The organism is Escherichia sp. XD33 (assembly GCF_019375075.1).
Taxonomy (GTDB): Bacteria; Pseudomonadota; Gammaproteobacteria; order Enterobacterales; family Enterobacteriaceae; genus Enterobacter; species Enterobacter flexneri_A.
The window spans coordinates 63561-82575 of sequence record NZ_JAENDM010000021.1 but is presented as its reverse complement, the minus strand read 5'-3'; the positions used below and the strand labels follow the sequence as shown (position 1 = coordinate 82575).

At 51.2% G+C, this 19015-nt stretch carries 19 protein-coding genes; 13 read left to right on the top strand and 6 right to left on the bottom strand.

Going from position 1 to position 19015, the window contains the following annotated elements:
• Positions 1-64: IS1 family transposase (locus tag K0778_RS14185; protein ID WP_001676991.1), on the bottom strand; the 64-nt coding region annotated here is incomplete at its 3' end.
• Positions 65-136: 72 nt separating this feature from the next.
• On the opposite strand from K0778_RS14185, the gene K0778_RS14180 reads away from it, so the two are divergent.
• From K0778_RS14180 to K0778_RS14130, 11 genes are all read left to right on the top strand, one after another.
• Positions 137-1414 carry a zinc-binding dehydrogenase gene (locus tag K0778_RS14180; RefSeq protein ID WP_063084615.1) on the top strand — a complete coding sequence of 426 codons (1278 nt, stop codon included), beginning with the start codon at positions 137-139 and terminating at the stop codon, positions 1412-1414.
• Positions 1411-2376, top strand: coding sequence for a class II fructose-bisphosphatase (gene glpX, locus K0778_RS14175; protein WP_063084614.1), 966 nt, complete (start codon positions 1411-1413; stop codon positions 2374-2376). The genes K0778_RS14180 and glpX overlap by 4 nt, the downstream gene beginning before the upstream one ends.
• A gap of 21 nt (positions 2377-2397) precedes the next feature.
• Entirely contained in the window at positions 2398-2907 is a 510-nt protein-coding gene (gene fumE, locus K0778_RS14170) for a fumarase E (protein ID WP_000224146.1), read from the top strand.
• Positions 2904-3617: a nucleoside/nucleotide kinase family protein gene (locus K0778_RS14165; RefSeq protein WP_000687705.1), complete on the top strand. Its 714-nt coding sequence runs from the start codon at positions 2904-2906 to the stop codon at positions 3615-3617. Before fumE ends, K0778_RS14165 begins: the two co-directional genes overlap by 4 nt.
• Positions 3618-3901: 284 nt before the next feature.
• A complete protein-coding gene (epd, locus tag K0778_RS14160; protein ID WP_000218480.1) occupies positions 3902-4921 on the top strand; it encodes an erythrose-4-phosphate dehydrogenase in 1020 nt (339 codons plus the stop codon).
• Positions 4922-4970: 49 nt separating this feature from the next.
• On the top strand, positions 4971-6134 hold the full coding sequence (pgk, locus tag K0778_RS14155; RefSeq protein WP_000111269.1) for a phosphoglycerate kinase: 1164 nt from the start codon (positions 4971-4973) through the stop codon (positions 6132-6134).
• A gap of 214 nt (positions 6135-6348) precedes the next feature.
• A complete protein-coding gene (gene fbaA, locus K0778_RS14150; RefSeq protein WP_000034372.1) occupies positions 6349-7428 on the top strand; it encodes a class II fructose-bisphosphate aldolase in 1080 nt (359 codons plus the stop codon).
• 357 nt (positions 7429-7785) lie between these two features.
• Positions 7786-8646 carry a small-conductance mechanosensitive channel MscS gene (mscS, locus tag K0778_RS14145; protein ID WP_000389818.1) on the top strand — a complete coding sequence of 287 codons (861 nt, stop codon included), beginning with the start codon at positions 7786-7788 and terminating at the stop codon, positions 8644-8646.
• Between the two features lie 138 nt (positions 8647-8784).
• Positions 8785-9420 (top strand): arginine exporter ArgO, encoded by a 636-nt coding sequence (argO, locus tag K0778_RS14140; RefSeq protein WP_000493352.1) that lies wholly within the window; start codon positions 8785-8787, stop codon positions 9418-9420.
• Between the two features lie 92 nt (positions 9421-9512).
• Positions 9513-10253, top strand: coding sequence for an oxidative stress defense protein (locus K0778_RS14135; protein WP_000669834.1), 741 nt, complete (start codon positions 9513-9515; stop codon positions 10251-10253).
• A gap of 166 nt (positions 10254-10419) precedes the next feature.
• On the top strand, positions 10420-11316 hold the full coding sequence (locus tag K0778_RS14130; protein WP_000350807.1) for a LysR family transcriptional regulator: 897 nt from the start codon (positions 10420-10422) through the stop codon (positions 11314-11316).
• On the opposite strand, the gene scpC is transcribed toward K0778_RS14130, so the two are convergent.
• From scpC to argP, 5 genes are all read right to left on the bottom strand, one after another.
• The gene (gene scpC, locus K0778_RS14125; RefSeq protein ID WP_000449965.1) at positions 11313-12791 is read right to left on the bottom strand and encodes a propionyl-CoA:succinate CoA transferase; all 1479 of its coding nucleotides are present in this window, start codon (positions 12789-12791) and stop codon (positions 11313-11315) included. The genes K0778_RS14130 and scpC overlap by 4 nt on opposite strands.
• A 23-nt stretch (positions 12792-12814) precedes the next feature.
• Complete coding sequence (gene scpB / locus K0778_RS14120; protein ID WP_000122080.1) at positions 12815-13600, bottom strand: methylmalonyl-CoA decarboxylase; 786 nt, start codon at positions 13598-13600, stop codon at positions 12815-12817.
• Positions 13601-13610: 10 nt separating this feature from the next.
• Positions 13611-14606 carry a methylmalonyl Co-A mutase-associated GTPase MeaB gene (gene meaB, locus K0778_RS14115; RefSeq protein ID WP_063084613.1) on the bottom strand — a complete coding sequence of 332 codons (996 nt, stop codon included), beginning with the start codon at positions 14604-14606 and terminating at the stop codon, positions 13611-13613.
• On the bottom strand, positions 14599-16701 hold the full coding sequence (scpA, locus tag K0778_RS14110; protein ID WP_223367342.1) for a methylmalonyl-CoA mutase: 2103 nt from the start codon (positions 16699-16701) through the stop codon (positions 14599-14601). Before scpA ends, meaB begins: the two co-directional genes overlap by 8 nt.
• A gap of 245 nt (positions 16702-16946) precedes the next feature.
• Entirely contained in the window at positions 16947-17840 is an 894-nt protein-coding gene (gene argP, locus K0778_RS14105; RefSeq protein ID WP_000828351.1) for a DNA-binding transcriptional regulator ArgP, read from the bottom strand.
• 141 nt (positions 17841-17981) lie between these two features.
• On the opposite strand from argP, the gene K0778_RS14100 reads away from it, so the two are divergent.
• Together K0778_RS14100 and rpiA are read left to right on the top strand one after the other, a co-directional pair.
• Positions 17982-18212 (top strand): hypothetical protein, encoded by a 231-nt coding sequence (locus K0778_RS14100; RefSeq protein ID WP_001322018.1) that lies wholly within the window; start codon positions 17982-17984, stop codon positions 18210-18212.
• A 55-nt stretch (positions 18213-18267) separates the two neighbouring features.
• Positions 18268-18927: a ribose-5-phosphate isomerase RpiA gene (gene rpiA / locus K0778_RS14095; RefSeq protein ID WP_000189743.1), complete on the top strand. Its 660-nt coding sequence runs from the start codon at positions 18268-18270 to the stop codon at positions 18925-18927.
• Positions 18928-19015 lie beyond the last annotated feature (88 nt).

The following is a 19015-nucleotide window of genomic DNA, read 5'->3' as shown; positions in this document are numbered from 1 at the left end:
TGCCGTTACGCACCACCCCGTCAGTAGCTGAACAGGAGGGACAGCTGATAGAAACAGAAGCCACTGGAGCACCTCAAAAACACCATCATACACTAAATCAGTAAGTTGGCAGCATCACCTGATTACAGAGGTAAAAATGAAAACCAAAGTTGCTGCTATTTATGGCAAGCGGGATGTCCGTCTGCGCATATTTGAACTGCCAGAAATTACCGATAATGAATTACTGGTGAGTGTAATTTCTGACAGCGTCTGTTTATCGACCTGGAAAGCGGCGTTACTCGGTAGTGAACATAAACGCGTACCCGACGATTTAGAAAATCATCCGGTCATTACCGGGCATGAATGTGCCGGGGTTATTGTCGAAGTGGGTAAAAATCTCACTGGCAAATATAAAAAAGGCCAGCGTTTTGTATTGCAGCCGGCGATGGGGTTACCAAGCGGATATTCAGCGGGCTACAGCTACGAATATTTTGGCGGCAATGCCACTTATATGATTATTCCCGAAATCGCCATTAATTTGGGCTGCGTATTACCGTATCACGGCTCTTATTTTGCTGCGGCGTCGCTGGCAGAGCCTATGTGCTGCATTATTGGTGCTTATCATGCCAATTATCACACCACGCAATATGTTTATGAGCATCGCATGGGCGTCAAACCTGGCGGCAATATTGCACTGCTGGCGTGTGCAGGTCCGATGGGCATTGGCGCTATCGATTACGCCATTAACGGCGGCATACAACCGTCGCGGGTGGTGGTGGTCGATATCGACGACAAACGTCTGGCGCAGGTACAGAAGCTGCTGCCGGTGGAACTGGCGGCCAGTAAAGGCATTGAGCTGGTGTATGTGAATACCAAAGGGATGAGCGATCCTGTCCAGATGCTGCGGGCGCTGACAGGAGATGCCGGGTTCGATGACATTTTTGTTTATGCGGCGGTGCCTGCTGTCGTTGAGATGGCTGATGAATTACTGGCGGAAGATGGCTGTCTGAACTTCTTTGCCGGGCCGACGGATAAAAACTTCAAAGTGCCGTTTAATTTCTACAACGTCCATTACAACAGCACGCACGTCATCGGTACATCTGGCGGTTCAACGGACGACATGAAAGAGGCGATTGCCCTTAGCGCCACTGGGCAGTTACAGCCGTCGTTTATGGTGACCCATATCGGTGGCCTGGATGCGGTGCCAGAAACCGTGCTCAATCTGCCGGATATCCCTGGCGGTAAAAAACTCATTTATAACGGCGTGACCATGCCGCTCACTGCCATTGCCGATTTTGCCGAAAAAGGCAAAACCGATCCGCTGTTTAAAGAGTTGGCGCGGCTGGTTGAGGAAACGCACGGCATCTGGAATGAACAGGCCGAGAAATATCTGCTGGCACAATTTGGCGTTGATATCGGGGAGGCCGCGCAATGATGTCCCTGGCGTGGCCATTATTTCGCGTTACGGAACAGGCAGCGTTGGCTGCCTGGCCGCAAACCGGATGTGGCGACAAAAATAAAATTGATGGCCTGGCGGTCACCGCGATGCGCCAGGCATTAAACGACGTCGCTTTTCGTGGACGATTGGTTATCGGCGAAGGAGAAATTGACCATGCGCCGATGCTGTGGATTGGCGAAGAGGTGGGCAAAGGCGATGGGCCAGAAGTCGATATCGCGGTTGATCCCATTGAAGGCACGCGGATGGTGGCGATGGGGCAGAGCAATGCGCTGGCGGTCATGGCTTTCGCCCCTCGAGATAGCCTGTTACATGCGCCCGATATGTATATGAAAAAGCTGGTTGTTAATCGGCTGGCGGCGGGCGCGATTGATCTGTCTTTGCCTCTGACGGACAACCTGCGCAACGTGGCGAAAGCGTTAGGCAAACCGCTGGATAAGCTGCGCATGGTTACGCTGGATAAACCGCGCCTGAGTGCCGCGATTGAGGAAGCAACACAGCTGGGCGTGAAGGTTTTTGCCCTGCCGGATGGCGATGTCGCCGCCAGCGTGCTGGCCTGCTGGCAGGATAATCCTTACGATGTGATGTACACCATCGGCGGTGCGCCAGAAGGCGTGATTTCTGCCTGTGCCGTTAAAGCATTAGGCGGGGATATGCAGGCCGAGCTGATTGACTTTTGCCAGGCTAAAGGGGATTACACGGAAAATCGGCAGATTGCAGAGCAGGAGCGCAAGCGTTGCAAGGCAATGGGCGTTGACGTTAACCGTGTGTACTCGCTCGATGAACTGGTGAGGGGGAACGATATCCTCTTTAGCGCTACGGGCGTGACGGGCGGTGAGCTGGTGAACGGTATCCAACAGACGGCGAATGGGGTGCGGACGCAGACATTACTGATCGGCGGCGCGGACCAAACGTGTAATATAATAGACTCCCTGCATTGATGGTGATCTATCGGAAGACCAATGGCGACGCTGACAGAAGATGATGTGCTTGAGCAACTGGATGCACAGGACAATTTATTTTCATTTATGAAAACTGCGCATACCATTTTGCTCCAGGGGATACGCCAGTTTCTGCCGTCGCTGTTTGTCGATAACGATGAAGAGATCGTGGAATATGCAGTGAAGCCGTTACTCGCCCAAAGCGGCCCGCTTGACGATATTGATGTTGCACTGCGTTTGATTTATGCGTTGGGGAAAATGGATAAATGGTTGTACGCCGATATCACGCATTTTTCCCAGTTCTGGCATTACCTGAACGAACAGGATGAAACGCCCGGATTTGCCGATGACATGACCTGGGATTTTATCAGCAACGTCAATAGCATAACCTGCAATGCGACGCTCTATGACGCGTTGAAAGCGATGAAGTTCGCCGATTTCGCCGTCTGGTCAGAGGCGCGTTTTAGCGGAATGGTCAAAACGGCGCTGACGCTGGCAGTAACGACCACCTTAAAGGAATTAACGCCGTGAAAATTGAATTAACGGTGAATGGGCTGAAGATACAGGCACAGTACCAGAACGAAGAGATTGAAAATGTACATAAACCGTTGCTGCACATGTTGGCGGCCTTACAGACGGTAAATCCGCAGCGGCGTACGGTGGTTTTTCTTTGCGCTCCGCCGGGGACGGGTAAATCAACCCTAACCACCTTCTGGGAATATCTCGCGCAACAAGACCCGGAACTGCCCGCTATTCAGACGCTCCCGATGGATGGTTTTCACCATTACAATAGCTGGCTGGATGCGCATCAATTGCGCCCCTTCAAAGGCGCACCAGAGACATTTGACGTTGCGAAACTGACGGAAAATCTGCGCCAGGTCGTGGAAGGGGATTGTACGTGGCCGCAGTACGATCGACAAAAGCATGATCCTGTTGAAGATGCGTTGCACGTTACCGCACCACTCGTCATCGTCGAAGGAAACTGGTTGTTACTGGATGATGAAAAGTGGCTGGAGTTGGCATCTTTCTGCGATTTTTCTATTTTTATTCATGCACCTGCTCAAATTCTGCGGGAGCGCTTGATTAGTCGTAAAATTGCGGGAGGATTAACGCGGCAAGTAGCCGAAGCATTTTATGCCCGCACCGATGGCCCCAATGTCGAGCGTGTGCTGATGAATAGCCGTCAGGCCAATCTGATAGTAGAGATGACTGAAGAAGGCCGGTATCACTTCACAAGCTGACAATTTATTCCAGTTATTGTAGGGTTATTATTACGCCAGCCTGGAATAAAGCTTCCCACAAAAGGGGATAAAAGTGTGATGTGAGTCAGATAAATGTCTTCTTCGGCTGGACAAACATTCCTTTTATTCCACGTTTCGCTTATCCTAGCTGAAGCGTTTCAGTCGATTAAATGTTCGACAATTAACCAATCAGTCGCAGTTTGCGACAGGTAAGGTTTCCCCGGACGATTTGCTGGATTACTCTGTCTGGCAAATTTGCTCAGGGAAAACCTTGCAGGAGATCTATGACCGTACGCGTAGCGATAAATGGCTTCGGTCGCATCGGGCGTAATGTGGTTCGTGCTTTGTATGAATCCGGACGCCGGGCGGAAATTACCGTGGTGGCAATCAACGAACTGGCGGATGCTGCGGGCATGGCGCATTTGTTGAAATATGACACCAGCCATGGCCGTTTTGCATGGGAAGTACGACAGGAACGCGATCAACTTTTTGTTGGTGATGACGCCATCCGCGTATTGCATGAACGTTCACTGCAATCGCTCCCCTGGCGTGAACTTGGCGTTGATGTAGTCCTCGACTGCACCGGCGTATATGGCTCCCGCGAGCATGGCGAAGCGCATATTGCCGCCGGGGCCAAAAAAGTGCTCTTTTCACATCCTGGCAGTAACGATCTCGACGCGACCGTTGTTTACGGCGTCAATCAGGATCAACTTCGTGCGGAACACCGCATCGTTTCTAACGCTTCCTGTACCACGAATTGCATAATTCCCGTCATCAAATTGTTAGATGATGCGTACGGTATTGAGTCCGGCACTGTGACCACAATTCACTCCGCCATGCACGATCAACAGGTTATTGATGCATACCATCCTGACCTGCGTCGCACCCGGGCAGCCAGCCAGTCGATCATTCCGGTCGATACTAAACTGGCCGCCGGTATCACACGATTTTTTCCGCAATTTAACGATCGCTTTGAAGCGATTGCGGTACGTGTGCCAACCATAAATGTGACGGCAATCGATTTAAGCGTGACGGTGAAGAAACCTGTAAAAGCCAATGAAGTCAACCTGTTGCTGCAAAAAGCAGCACAAGGTGCATTTCATGGTATAGTTGACTATACGGAATTGCCGTTGGTCTCTGTAGATTTTAACCACGATCCGCACAGTGCCATTGTCGATGGCACCCAAACCCGGGTCAGTGGCGCACACCTGATCAAAACGTTGGTCTGGTGCGATAACGAATGGGGCTTTGCTAACCGAATGCTCGACACGACGTTAGCTATGGCTACTGTTGCTTTCAGGTAAGACGCAAGCAGCGTCTGCAAAACTTTTAGAATCAACGAGAGGATTCACCATGTCTGTAATTAAGATGACCGATCTGGATCTTGCTGGGAAACGTGTATTTATCCGTGCGGATCTGAACGTACCAGTAAAAGACGGGAAAGTAACCAGCGACGCGCGTATCCGTGCTTCTCTGCCGACCATCGAACTGGCCCTGAAACAAGGCGCAAAAGTGATGGTAACTTCCCACCTGGGTCGTCCTACCGAAGGCGAGTACAACGAAGAATTCTCTCTGCTGCCGGTTGTTAACTACCTGAAAGACAAACTGTCTAACCCGGTTCGTCTGGTTAAAGATTACCTCGACGGCGTTGACGTTGCTGAAGGTGAACTGGTTGTTCTGGAAAACGTTCGCTTCAACAAAGGCGAGAAGAAAGACGACGAAACCCTGTCCAAAAAATACGCTGCACTGTGTGACGTGTTCGTAATGGACGCATTCGGTACTGCTCACCGCGCGCAGGCTTCTACTCACGGTATCGGTAAATTCGCTGACGTTGCGTGCGCAGGCCCGCTGCTGGCAGCTGAACTGGACGCGCTGGGTAAAGCACTGAAAGAACCTGCTCGCCCGATGGTGGCTATCGTTGGTGGTTCTAAAGTATCTACCAAACTGACCGTTCTGGACTCCCTGTCTAAAATCGCTGACCAGCTGATTGTTGGTGGTGGTATCGCTAACACCTTTATCGCGGCACAAGGCCACGATGTGGGTAAATCCCTGTACGAAGCTGACCTGGTTGACGAAGCTAAACGTCTGCTGACCACCTGCAACATCCCGGTTCCGTCTGATGTTCGCGTAGCAACCGAGTTCTCTGAAACTGCACCGGCTACCCTGAAATCTGTTAACGATGTGAAAGCTGACGAGCAGATCCTGGATATCGGTGATGCTTCCGCTCAGGAACTGGCTGAAATCCTGAAGAATGCGAAAACCATTCTGTGGAACGGTCCGGTTGGCGTGTTCGAATTCCCGAACTTCCGCAAAGGTACTGAAATCGTGGCTAACGCTATCGCAGACAGCGAAGCGTTCTCCATCGCTGGCGGCGGCGACACTCTGGCAGCAATCGACCTGTTCGGCATTGCTGACAAAATCTCCTACATCTCCACTGGCGGCGGCGCATTCCTCGAATTCGTGGAAGGTAAAGTACTGCCTGCAGTAGCGATGCTCGAAGAGCGCGCTAAGAAGTAAAAAATCACAGGGCAGGGAAACCTGCCCTTGTTTCAGCGCGCTTTTAGAGCACGCAATTTTTCATACTCTAAATAATTCGAGTTGCAGGAAGGCGACAAGAGAGTGAATCCCCAGGAGCTTACATAAGTAAGTGACTGGGGTGAGCGAACGCAGACGCAGCACATGCAACTTGAAGTATGACGAGTATAAGGCCCGACGATACAGGACAAGAGACATGTCTAAGATTTTTGATTTCGTAAAACCTGGCGTAATCACTGGTGATGACGTACAGAAAGTTTTCCAGGTAGCAAAAGAAAACAACTTCGCACTGCCAGCAGTAAACTGCGTCGGTACTGACTCCATCAACGCCGTACTGGAAACCGCTGCTAAAGTTAAAGCGCCGGTTATCGTTCAGTTCTCCAACGGTGGTGCTTCCTTTATCGCTGGTAAAGGCGTGAAATCTGACGTTCCGCAGGGTGCTGCTATCCTGGGCGCGATCTCTGGTGCGCATCACGTTCACCAGATGGCTGAACATTATGGTGTTCCGGTTATCCTGCACACTGACCACTGCGCGAAGAAACTGCTGCCGTGGATCGACGGTCTGTTGGACGCGGGTGAAAAACACTTCGCAGCTACCGGTAAGCCGCTGTTCTCTTCTCACATGATCGACCTGTCTGAAGAATCTCTGCAAGAGAACATCGAAATCTGCTCTAAATACCTGGAGCGCATGTCCAAAATCGGCATGACTCTGGAAATCGAACTGGGTTGCACCGGTGGTGAAGAAGACGGCGTGGACAACAGCCACATGGACGCTTCTGCACTGTACACCCAGCCGGAAGACGTTGATTACGCATACACCGAACTGAGCAAAATCAGCCCGCGTTTCACCATCGCAGCGTCCTTCGGTAACGTACACGGTGTTTACAAGCCGGGTAACGTGGTTCTGACTCCGACCATCCTGCGTGATTCTCAGGAATATGTTTCCAAGAAACACAACCTGCCGCACAACAGCCTGAACTTCGTATTCCACGGTGGTTCCGGTTCTACTGCTCAGGAAATCAAAGACTCCGTAAGCTACGGCGTAGTAAAAATGAACATCGATACCGATACCCAATGGGCAACCTGGGAAGGCGTTCTGAACTACTACAAAGCGAACGAAGCTTATCTGCAGGGTCAGCTGGGTAACCCGAAAGGCGAAGATCAGCCGAACAAGAAATACTACGATCCGCGCGTATGGCTGCGTGCCGGTCAGACTTCGATGATCGCTCGTCTGGAGAAAGCATTCCAGGAACTGAACGCGATCGACGTTCTGTAAGATATTCCTTTCTGCTTATCTCAAGGCCCGCTCTGCGGGTCTTTTTTTCGCCAAAAGCAAAATTGCCTGATGCGCTACGCTTATCAGGCCTACACGTATCCTGCAATATATTGAATTTGCAGGTTTTTGTAGGCCGGATAAGGCGTTCACGCCGCATCCGGCATGACAAAGCGCACATTGATATCTGTCTGAGCCCCGCTCTGCGGGGATTTTTTCGCCAAAAGCAAGGTGATTCAGATGAGAAATCTGTGATCTATTTGGCAAAATTATGCTTTATTGTTTACCCTTGTCAGACTGCCCGTCATAAGGCGGCGGAGTGTATTTCTCCATTTTGAGTCAGTTGAAAAGGAATATTGAATGGAAGATTTGAATGTTGTCGATAGCATAAACGGCGCGGGAAGCTGGCTGGTAGCTAACCAGGCGCTGCTGCTAAGTTATGCAGTAAACATCGTGGCGGCACTCGCGATCATCATCGTTGGTTTGATTATCGCGCGGATGATTTCCAACGCGGTGAATCGCCTGATGATCTCCCGTAAAATCGATGCCACTGTTGCTGATTTTCTTTCTGCATTAGTCCGTTACGGTATTATCGCCTTTACGCTAATCGCAGCCCTGGGACGCGTGGGTGTACAAACCGCGTCAGTCATTGCTGTACTCGGTGCCGCAGGCTTAGCTGTTGGTCTGGCTTTGCAGGGGTCACTGTCTAACCTGGCCGCTGGCGTGTTACTTGTCATGTTCCGCCCGTTCCGTGCCGGAGAATATGTTGACCTGGGCGGCGTAGCCGGTACTGTGCTGAGTGTGCAGATTTTCTCCACCACCATGCGTACTGCAGACGGTAAAATTATCGTTATTCCGAACGGTAAAATTATTGCCGGAAATATTATTAACTTCTCCCGCGAGCCAGTTCGCCGTAACGAATTTATTATTGGCGTGGCGTATGATTCCGATATCGATCAGGTTAAGCAGATCCTGACCAATATTATCCAGTCTGAAGATCGCATTTTGAAAGATCGCGAAATGACTGTGCGCCTGAACGAACTTGGTGCATCGTCGATTAATTTCGTGGTCCGCGTCTGGAGCAACAGCGGCGATCTGCAAAACGTGTACTGGGATGTGCTGGAGCGTATTAAACGTGAATTTGATGCCGCCGGTATCAGCTTCCCGTACCCGCAAATGGATGTGAACTTTAAGCGGGTGAAAGAAGACAAAGCTGCGTAATCAACGCTGAGGCCAGATAATACTCTCTGGCCTCTCTCTTATTAGTTTTTCTGATTGCCAATTAATATTATCAATTTCCGCTAATAACAATCCCGCGATATAGTCTCTGCATCAGATACTTAATTCGGAATATCCAACGTGTTTTCTTATTACTTTCAAGGTCTTGCACTTGGGGCGGCTATGATCCTACCGCTCGGTCCACAAAATGCTTTTGTGATGAATCAGGGCATACGTCGTCAGTACCACATTATGATTGCCTTACTTTGTGCTATCAGCGATTTGGTCCTGATTTGCGCCGGGATTTTTGGTGGCAGCGCGTTATTGATGCAGTCGCCGTGGTTGCTGGCGCTGGTCACCTGGGGCGGCGTAGCCTTCTTGCTGTGGTATGGTTTTGGCGCTTTTAAAACAGCAATGAGCAGTAATATTGAGTTAGCCAGCGCCGAAGTCATGAAGCAAGGCAGATGGAAAATTATCGCCACCATGTTGGCAGTGACCTGGCTGAATCCGCATGTTTACCTGGATACTTTTGTTGTACTGGGCAGCCTTGGCGGGCAACTTGATGTGGAACCAAAACGCTGGTTTGCACTCGGGACAATTAGCGCCTCTTTCCTGTGGTTCTTTGGTCTGGCTCTTCTCGCAGCCTGGCTGGCACCGCGTCTGCGCACGGCAAAAGCACAGCGCATTATCAATCTGGTTGTGGGATGTGTTATGTGGTTTATTGCCTTGCAGCTGGCGAGAGACGGTATTGCTCATGCACAAGCCTTGTTCAGTTAGGCGCTATCTGATGGAAAAATAAAACAGAGGCGCTAAGCTTGCCTCCAGAGGTCCTGAATTTTGGGCAAGTCAATTAACACGGAGAGACTAACGTGAAGTTCAAAGTTATCGCCCTGGCGGCATTAATGGGTATTAGCGGGATGGCAGCGCAGGCTAACGAATTGCCGGATGGACCGCATATTGTCACCTCCGGTACGGCAAGCGTGGATGCGGTGCCAGACATTGCCACTCTTGCGATTGAAGTTAACGTGGCCGCGAAGGATGCCGCTACTGCCAAGAAACAGGCAGATGAGCGCGTCGCACAATACATTTCCTTCCTTGAACTCAATCAGATCGCGAAAAAAGATATCAGCTCAGCGAACTTACGCACCCAGCCAGATTATGATTATCAGGATGGTAAAAGTATCCTTAAAGGCTACCGCGCTGTGAGAACGGTGGAAGTCACGCTCCGTCAGTTAGACAAACTGAATTCCTTGCTGGATGGCGCGCTGAAGGCGGGTCTTAACGAAATTCGTTCTGTGTCGCTGGGCGTGGCGCAGCCGGATGCCTATAAAGACAAAGCGCGTAAGGCAGCGATTGATAACGCGATTCATCAGGCGCAGGAACTGGCGAACGGCTTTCATCGTAAACTGGGGCCGGTATATAGCGTGCGCTACCATGTTTCCAACTATCAGCCCAGCCCAATGGTGCGGATGATGAAAGCCGATGCCGCGCCGGTGTCCGCCCAGGAAACTTACGAGCAGGCCGCTATTCAGTTTGATGATCAGGTCGATGTGGTCTTCCAGTTAGAACCTGTGGATCAACAACCCGCTAAAACACCTGCAGCACAATAATATTTGTAGCCCGACGTATTCGTCGGGCTAATGCCTTTACCCGATATTGCCTCCTTTTTCTGTAATTTTCTGTAAAACCATGACGTAATCACCTATCTTTGCTCGCGGTTTCATCAAGGATAGGCTGACTGAAACGGTTAAGCGGACAAGGATGCGGGGGAGGGGGATGGACATTTTTATTTCGAAAAAGATGCGCAATTTCATTTTATTAGCGCAAACCAATAATATTGCCCGGGCGGCAGAAAAAATCCATATGACGGCTTCGCCATTTGGTAAAAGCATTGCCGCGCTGGAAGAACAAATTGGCTATACGCTATTTACCCGCAAAGATAATAATATCAGCCTCAATAAAGCCGGACAGGAACTGTATCAAAAACTGTTCCCGGTTTATCAACGGCTTTCTGCGATTGATAATGAAATCCATAACTCAGGGCGTCGTTCACGAGAAATTGTGATTGGCATAGATAATACTTATCCGACAATTATTTTCGATCAGTTGATTAGTCTCGGAGATAAGTATGAAGGCGTGACCGCCCAGCCAGTTGAGTTCAGCGAAAATGGCGTTATCGATAATCTTTTTGACCGCCAGTTAGATTTTATTATCTCCCCACAGCATGTATCTGCACGAGTTCAGGAACTGGAAAACCTGACTATCAGTGAACTACCACCGCTGCGATTAGGCTTTCTCGTTTCTCGCCGTTATGAAGAGCGACAAGAGCAAGAGCTGCTTCAGGAGCTGCCCTGGCTACAAATGCGCTTTCAGAACCGGGCCAACTTCGAAGCAATGATTGATGCGAATATGCGACCTTGTGGGATCAATCCAACCATTATTTATCGTCCCTACAGTTTTATGGCCAAAATCAGCGCCGTGGAGCGCGGACATTTTCTGACGGTGATCCCGCATTTTGCCTGGCGACTGGTGAATCCGGCAACGCTGAAATATTTTGATGCACCGCACAGGCCGATGTATATGCAGGAATATCTTTATTCAATCAGAAATCATCGTTATACCGCCACGATGCTTCAGCATATTGCTGAAGATCGTGACGGGACGAGTCATTAACCCAGCATCGAGCCGGTTGCAATTAAATTACGGTGTAAGTCGAAGACGTGGCTAAGATCGTGGTGAATATGTCCGCCAGGCGCATTTTCCAGATAGCGATGCAGATAATCCCGATACATAGGATGTGCACAATTATCAATGATAGTGCGGGCGCGTTGAAGCGGGGAAAGACCGCGCAGATCGGCGATCCCTTGTTCGGTGATGATCACTTTGACGCTGTGTTCGCTGTGATCAACATGGCTGCACATTGGCACGACGGTTGAGATCTTGCCTTCTTTAGCAATCGACGGGGCCATAAAGATCGACAGATACGCGTTGCGTTCAAAATCACCGCTGCCGCCGATGCCGTTCATCAGATCGACCCCGGCTACGTGTGTTGAGTTGGCATGCCCGTAAATATCAAACTCCAGGCCGACGTTCAGAGCGATGACGCCCAGACGACGGATGATTTCCGGGTTATTGGAAATCTCCTGCGGACGCAACACAATGCGGCTGGCAAAGTAATCCATATTGTCGTAAATCTTGCGCAGGGAATCGGCCGAGATTGTCAGGCTGGAGGCGCTGGCCCCGCTGATTTTGCCGGTTTCCAGTAAATGCACCACCGATTCCTGTAGCACTTCCGAATACATCATAAACGGAGGAATTACCGGGTTTTCCCCCAGACGCGCCATTACCGCATTATTGATATTGCCCACGCCACTTTGCAGCGGCAGAAATTCCGGCGGAATACGCCCATGCGCCATTTCCTGCAATAAGAACGTGACCACGTTATCGGCAATCTGCTGGCACATGGGATTTTGCTTATCCAGCATATTACCGGCGTCGGGCAAGTTGGTTTCCACGACGGCGACAATCTTTTTCGGATCGATTTGCACATAGCGGGTACCGACGCGATCCATTGCATGGAAGATCGACACGCTATTGCGCCGCGGTGGCGCGCCAGGAATCACAATATCCGCCAGTTCTGCAACGCGCGGATCGTGATAGTGATTGAGTTCAATGATCACTTTCTTCGCCCGCAGCAGCCAGGTCGGCGCATTACCGATCCCGCTGGTTAACCAGACTCGACCATCCGGTGCCAGTGCCGATGCTTCAATGACGGCAACATCAATGTCGCCGAAGAAACCGTAATTGACCATTTGCGCCACTTCGCTCAAATGCAGGTCAACGAAACTCACCGCGCCCTGATTGATCTTTTTACGTAAACCGGACGATGTTTGATATGGCGCACGCCAGGAAACAGCATCGGCGTCAGAAAGTACATCGTCAGCGGCGGCGCTGATTGACGCACCCGTCAGAAGGCGAATTTGATACGGCTTTTTGGCCTCATGCTGTTCGTTAGCTCTGCGGGCAATCGCGGTGGGTAGGGCTTTCGGCGAACCCGCCGGGGTAAAGCCGCTAAATGCCACCATGTCGTTATGCTGGATAATTTCTGCCGCTTCATTGGCGGTCATCCTTGTCCACTGAGTTTCCATTTTTACTCCTTCGTTCGCAGGGATTAATGACCAACGAAATTAGGTTTACGTTTTTCGAGGAAAGCGTTCATCCCTTCCTGGTAATCTTCGCTGTCATACACCGCGCGGCGCATCCCCTGAATACGTTCAAATTCATCGGAGTTCATGGTGTGTGCTTCGCCCAGTACACGCAGCTCTTCTTTGATAACGGCAATGGCTAACGGCGCTTTCTCAGAGATGTGGTGCGCCATTTGTAAGGTGAAATCTTCCAGTTCTTCCACTTCCACAACATGGTTGAGGATGCCGACAGCCAGCGCGCGCTGGGCGGTGATTGGCGAAGCGGTAAAAATCAGCTCTTTGACAATGTGGAAGCCCGCGTCGCGGGTCAGGTTGTGAATGCCGACCAGGTTATACGGGACGCCGAGGTTTACAGGCGTCATTGAGAAGGTTGAGGTACTGGCGGCGATGATCAGATCGGAACTCATGATCATTTCAAATGCGCCACCCCAAACACTACCTTCCACCATCGAAATGATCGGTTTCGGGAATTTTTGGATCATGCGGGTGATTTGACGCAATGGATCATCATAGGAGAGCGGATCGCGACCGCCAGACGGCAGTTCGTGAATATCGTGACCTGCGGAGAAGACTTTGGATCCACTCGGTGCGCGCAAAATGATACAGCGAATTTCCGGCCGGTTGAGATCGCTTAACGCCTGCATAAGATCATCAATAAAGACTTTACTTAAGGCATTAAGTTTTCGGCCATAGTTAAACTCAATGACCGCCACTTTGTTGATAGTGACAACGTTAACATACTGATAAGACATAAAAATTCCTTTAATCAAAATATTGCGTCTGGATAAATTCACTGAGCTGCCGCAGGCCGGTGCGCGGTGAGAGCGTATTGTTTTTGACCGCTAAAAGCGTCTGGCGGTAATAGCGATCGAAATCTTCATTCGCGAACAGGTGATTCAGTACTTCTTCTTCGGTCTGCTTACGCAGCCATTCCACCGATTGTTGTTGCCGCACTTGTTGTAAACGACCACTGGCAGTTAGCGCGGTTTTGAAGTCGATGATGGCGTGCCAGATCTCATCGATTCCACGTTTTTCCAGTGCGCTACAAGTCAGAACCCGTGGCTGCCATTCGTCGTATTTACGTCGCAGAATATGCAGGGCACTCTCGTACATATGCCGGGCAATGGCGACATTGGTATGGTTATCGCCATCGTCTTTGTTGATAACGATCAGATCAGCCACTTCCATCAGCCCTTTTTTAATGCCCTGCAGATCATCGCCGCCACCGGCAATTTGCAACGAGATAAAACAGTCCACTATGCGGGCGACTTCTGTTTCCGACTGCCCGACGCCAACCGTTTCGACAATCACTACGTCATAACCCGCTGCTTCGCATAACAGCATTAATTCCCGCGCTCGCTGACTGGCACCGCCCAGATGACCGGAGGATGGTACCGGGCGAATAAACGCCGCTTCGGCACGCGCCAGGTCATTCATGCGGGTTTTATCCCCGAGAATGCTACCGCCAGTGACCGGGCTGCTGGGATCGACCGCAATAACCGCGACCTTTAATCCCTCTCGAATCAACAACATGCCAAAGGCCTCAAGAAAGGTACTTTTCCCCGCGCCGGGGGTGCCGGTAACGCCCAGTCGCAGGGTGTTACCGCAGTACGGCATAATGGCATCAAGCAGCTGCGTACTTAGTGCCTGATGACGCGGATGACGGCTTTCCACCAGCGTCATGGCCTGGGCGAGTGTGGCACGCTCACCCTGACGTAAGCGGCGAATACTTTCTGCCAGCGTGGCTTCATTAATCATGATGCTGGCTTATCAGATTCAGTACGTCGCGCACACTGTCGAGCATAGGTGTACCTGGACCATAAATCGCCGCCACGCCGCGCTCTTGCAGGAAGGCGTAATCCTGCGGCGGAATGACGCCACCCGCGACCACGCAGATATCTTCGCGTCCCCATTTTTTCAGCGCTTCGACCAGTTCCGGGATCAGCGTTTTATGACCGGCAGCCAGTGAGGATGCGCCCACTACGTGAACGTCGTTTTCTACGGCCAGGCGGGCGATCTCTTCAGGTGTAGAGAACATCGGGCTTAAATCTACGTCGAAACCGAGATCGGAATAGGCGCTGGCGATCACTTTCGCGCCGCGATCGTGTCCATCCTGGCCCATCTTAGCGATCAGAATGCGCGGGCGACGACCATTGTCGGCAAGGAACTGCTCCGTTTGCGCAACAATGGCATCGAACTCGGAGGCCGATTTCTCAGACTGATGATAGCTTTGCGCAATCACGCCGGTAACACACTGGCTTGGCACCAGATAACGGTCGAAAGCGACTTCCAGCGCATCGGAAATTTCACCCAGGGTGGCGCGAACGCGAGCGGCATTAACAGCGGCAGCCAGCAGGTTTTCGTTATGCTGTGCGGCGTGAGTCAGGGCGTTCAACGCGGCGGTTACGGCGGCATCATCACGGGTGGCGCGAATGCGTTCCAGCGAAGCAATTTGCTCGTTACGCACCATCACGTTGTCGATCTCAAGTACATCGGTTTCGTCTTCGTGATCCAGTTTGTACTTGTTGACACCAACGATGACACGCTTGCCCTGGTCGATCAGCGACTGTTCGCGCGCTGAGGCCTCTTCGATCATTCGTTTTGGCAGACCTGCTTCGATCGCTTTCGCCATGCCACCGGCTTCGTCGATCTGTTGGATAATAGCTCTGGCTTGTTTGACGATTTGATCGGTCAGCGACTCAATGTAATAGGATCCGGCCAGTGGATCGACGGTGCGGCAGAGTTCTGATTCTTCCTGGATGATGATCTGGGTGTTGCGGGCAATGCGTGCTGAGAAATCGGTAGGCAAACCAAGCGCTTCGTCAAAGGCGTTGGTATGCAGTGACTGAGTACCGCCCAGCGTCGCAGCCAGCGCTTCAATGGTGGTGCGGATAACGTTGTTATACGGATCCTGTTCAGTCAGGCTCCAGCCTGAGGTCTGGCAGTGGGTACGCAGCGCCAGTGATTTCGGGTCCTGTGCGCCAAATCCACTGACCGCTTCGCTCCATAAATAACGTGCCGCACGCAACATGGCGACGTTCATAAACAGATCCATGCCGATGCCGAAGAAGAACGACAGGCGAGGAGCGAAGTCATCAATTTTCAGTCCGGCAGAGATTGCTGCTTTGATGTACTCAATCCCATCAGCGAGCGTAAATGCTACCTGCTGCACGCAGTTGGCACCCGCTTCACCCATGTGGTAACCGCTGATACTGATGGTATTAAATCGCGGCATGTTGCCGGAACACCAGGCGATGATGTCGGCGATAATGCGCATTGACGGTTTTGGTGGGTAAATATAGGTGTTGCGGCAGAGGTACTCTTTGAGAATATCGTTTTGAATGGTGCCGGTCAGTTTATCAGGTGTAACACCTTGCTCTTCTGCGGCGACGATATAAAACGCCAGTACTGGTAGCACTGCGCCATTCATGGTCATCGAAACCGACATTTTATCCAGCGGGATCTGGTCGAACAGGACTTTCATATCTTCCACGGTGTCGATAGCGACGCCCGCTTTGCCGACGTCGCCCGCCACGCGCGGGTTATCGGAGTCGTAGCCACGGTGGGTGGCAAGGTCAAACGCAACGGAAAGACCTTTTTGCCCGGCGGCCAGGTTACGGCGATAAAAAGCGTTGGACTCTTTTGCTGTTGAAAAACCAGCATACTGACGGATGGTCCACGGTTGGGCGGTATACATAGTGGCACGCGGGCCACGAACGTAGGGCGGCAAACCAGGAAGGGTACCTGTCACCTCCAGATTATCGAGATCGGCTTCGGTATACAGCGGCTTGATGGCGATCCCTTCCGCGGTTTGATGAACCAGCGAGTCGACAGTTTTCTCCCGACGGCTCAATTCCTTGTTGGCAAGCTGTTGCCACTCCTACACGTTAGACATTATTTGCTCCGTAAAACGCAATCAAAATGAGGGTATTTGCGCCTACGGTGAGCTTTTTACGTGGGTTTGTCGCCAGCAAAAAAAATGCATTCAGACGTCGTTTTTTGCCGCCTGAGATTTGTCTATTTTGTGATGTGATTCAAGGAATACAAAAAGAAGTGAGGACAACGCCTGATATGTGCTATCAGGCATTATTTGATGGATTAATCCTGACGAAGGACTTTGTGACCATAATCGAGTAACGCATCAGTGACTTTACGCATCATGCGGCTTTCAGGAGCAAAGCGGTGCCAGTAGAGCATCCGTCGTTGAAATAGCCCAGGCGTTAAGTCAATCAGTTCACCGCTGGCCAGCTCTTTCTCGATTTGCAGGTGCGGGATCATACAGCAGGTGGTGCCCTGGCGAGCAAGTTGTACGAACGCTTCTGAAGAATTAACGATATGGCAGGGCACGCTGCCTGGAGGCAGATCGAAGTTTTGCTGCAAAAAGGCCTGGTGCATATCGTCAAGATGGTCAAACGCGACCACTGGCGCTTTCAGTAATGCCGAACGCGTTACGCCGTTAGGGAAATATTTTTCGGCAAAGGGTTTTGAGCTGACGAACAGATAGTCGAGCGCACCAAGTTTATCGACAAGACAACTCGGCAGCGCCTGATGTTGAATACTCACCGCGCCGACCACTTCGCCGCGGCGCAGACGTTCCTGAGTGCGGGTTTCATCTTCTACCTGCAAGTTGAGGCGGATAGGCGAATCAGCCAACACAGGAGCCAGTGCAGGAAGCAACCACGTCGCCAGACTGTCGGCGTTGACCGCCAGTGAAAGCAGCAGCGGAGTCGAACCGGTTTGTTCATCGCCCAGCCACTCTTCTTCCAGCAACTCCACCTGGCGCAGCAGTGCCAGCAGTTTTTGCCCTTGTTCCGTCGGGCGCGGCGGTACGGTACGCACCAACAGCGGCTGCCCGAACATATTTTCCAGTTGCTTAATGCGCTGTGAGACGGCTGATTGTGTAATGCACAGCTTTTGTGCCGCGCGCTCAAATCCTCGTTCACGTATCACCGCATCCAGTGCCTGTAATGTTCTGTAGTCCGGGCGTTTCATTGCTGTTGTCTGCTCCTGGTAAATGCTTTTTCCTGCACTATGACACAATTTTGTGTCAGGTTGCATATACCGAAGCCGTCGGCGGGTAACATTTGTATTCGTGGTTAAACGCGCAGCTTAAAAGATCAGGGATTTGCGCTAATGCATTTCGCTCAGCGAGTTCGCGCCCTGGTTGTGTTGAATGGCGTGGCGTTATTGCCTCAATTTGCCTGTAAACAGGGGCTTGTGAACGGTGAACTGGTGCGCCTGTTTGCTCCGTGGAGCGGCATACCCAGATTGTTGCATGCCTTATTTGCGGGGCGAAAGGGGATGCCTGCCATTGCGCGATATTTTATGGATGAGTTAACCACGCGGCTTGCCAACGGGGTCTGAATCGCTTTTTTTGTATATAATGCGTGTGAAATTTCATACCACAGGCGAAACGATCATGACGCAGGATGAATTGAAAAAAGCAGTAGGATGGGCGGCACTTCAGTATGTCCAGCCCGGCACCATTGTTGGTGTAGGTACAGGTTCCACCGCCGCACACTTTATTGACGCGCTCGGTACAATGAAAGGCCAGATTGAAGGGGCCGTTTCCAGTTCAGATGCTTCCACTGAAAAACTGAAAAGCCTCGGCATTCACGTTTTTGATCTCAACGAAGTCGACAGCCTTGGCATCTACGTTGATGGCGCAGATGAAATCAACGGCCACATGCAAATGATCAAAGGCGGCGGCGCGGCGCTGACCCGTGAAAAAATCATTGCTTCGGTTGCAGAAAAATTTATCTGTATTGCAGACGCTTCCAAGCAGGTTGATATTCTGGGTAAATTCCCGCTGCCAGTAGAAGTTATCCCGATGGCACGTAGTGCAGTGGCGCGTCAGCTGGTGAAACTGGGCGGTCGTCCGGAATACCGTCAGGGCGTGGTGACCGATAATGGCAACGTGATCCTCGACGTCCACGGCATGGAAATCCTTGACCCGATAGCGATGGAAAACGCCATAAATGCGATTCCTGGCGTGGTGACTGTTGGCTTGTTTGCTAACCGTGGCGCGGACGTTGCGCTGATTGGCACACCTGACGGTGTCAAAACCATTGTGAAATGATCTGACGGGGGAACCTCCCCCGTTAAAAAAATTCTCTTCATTAAATTTGGTGACATGTGTCACGTTTTTACCTGGCTATTGTCGATTG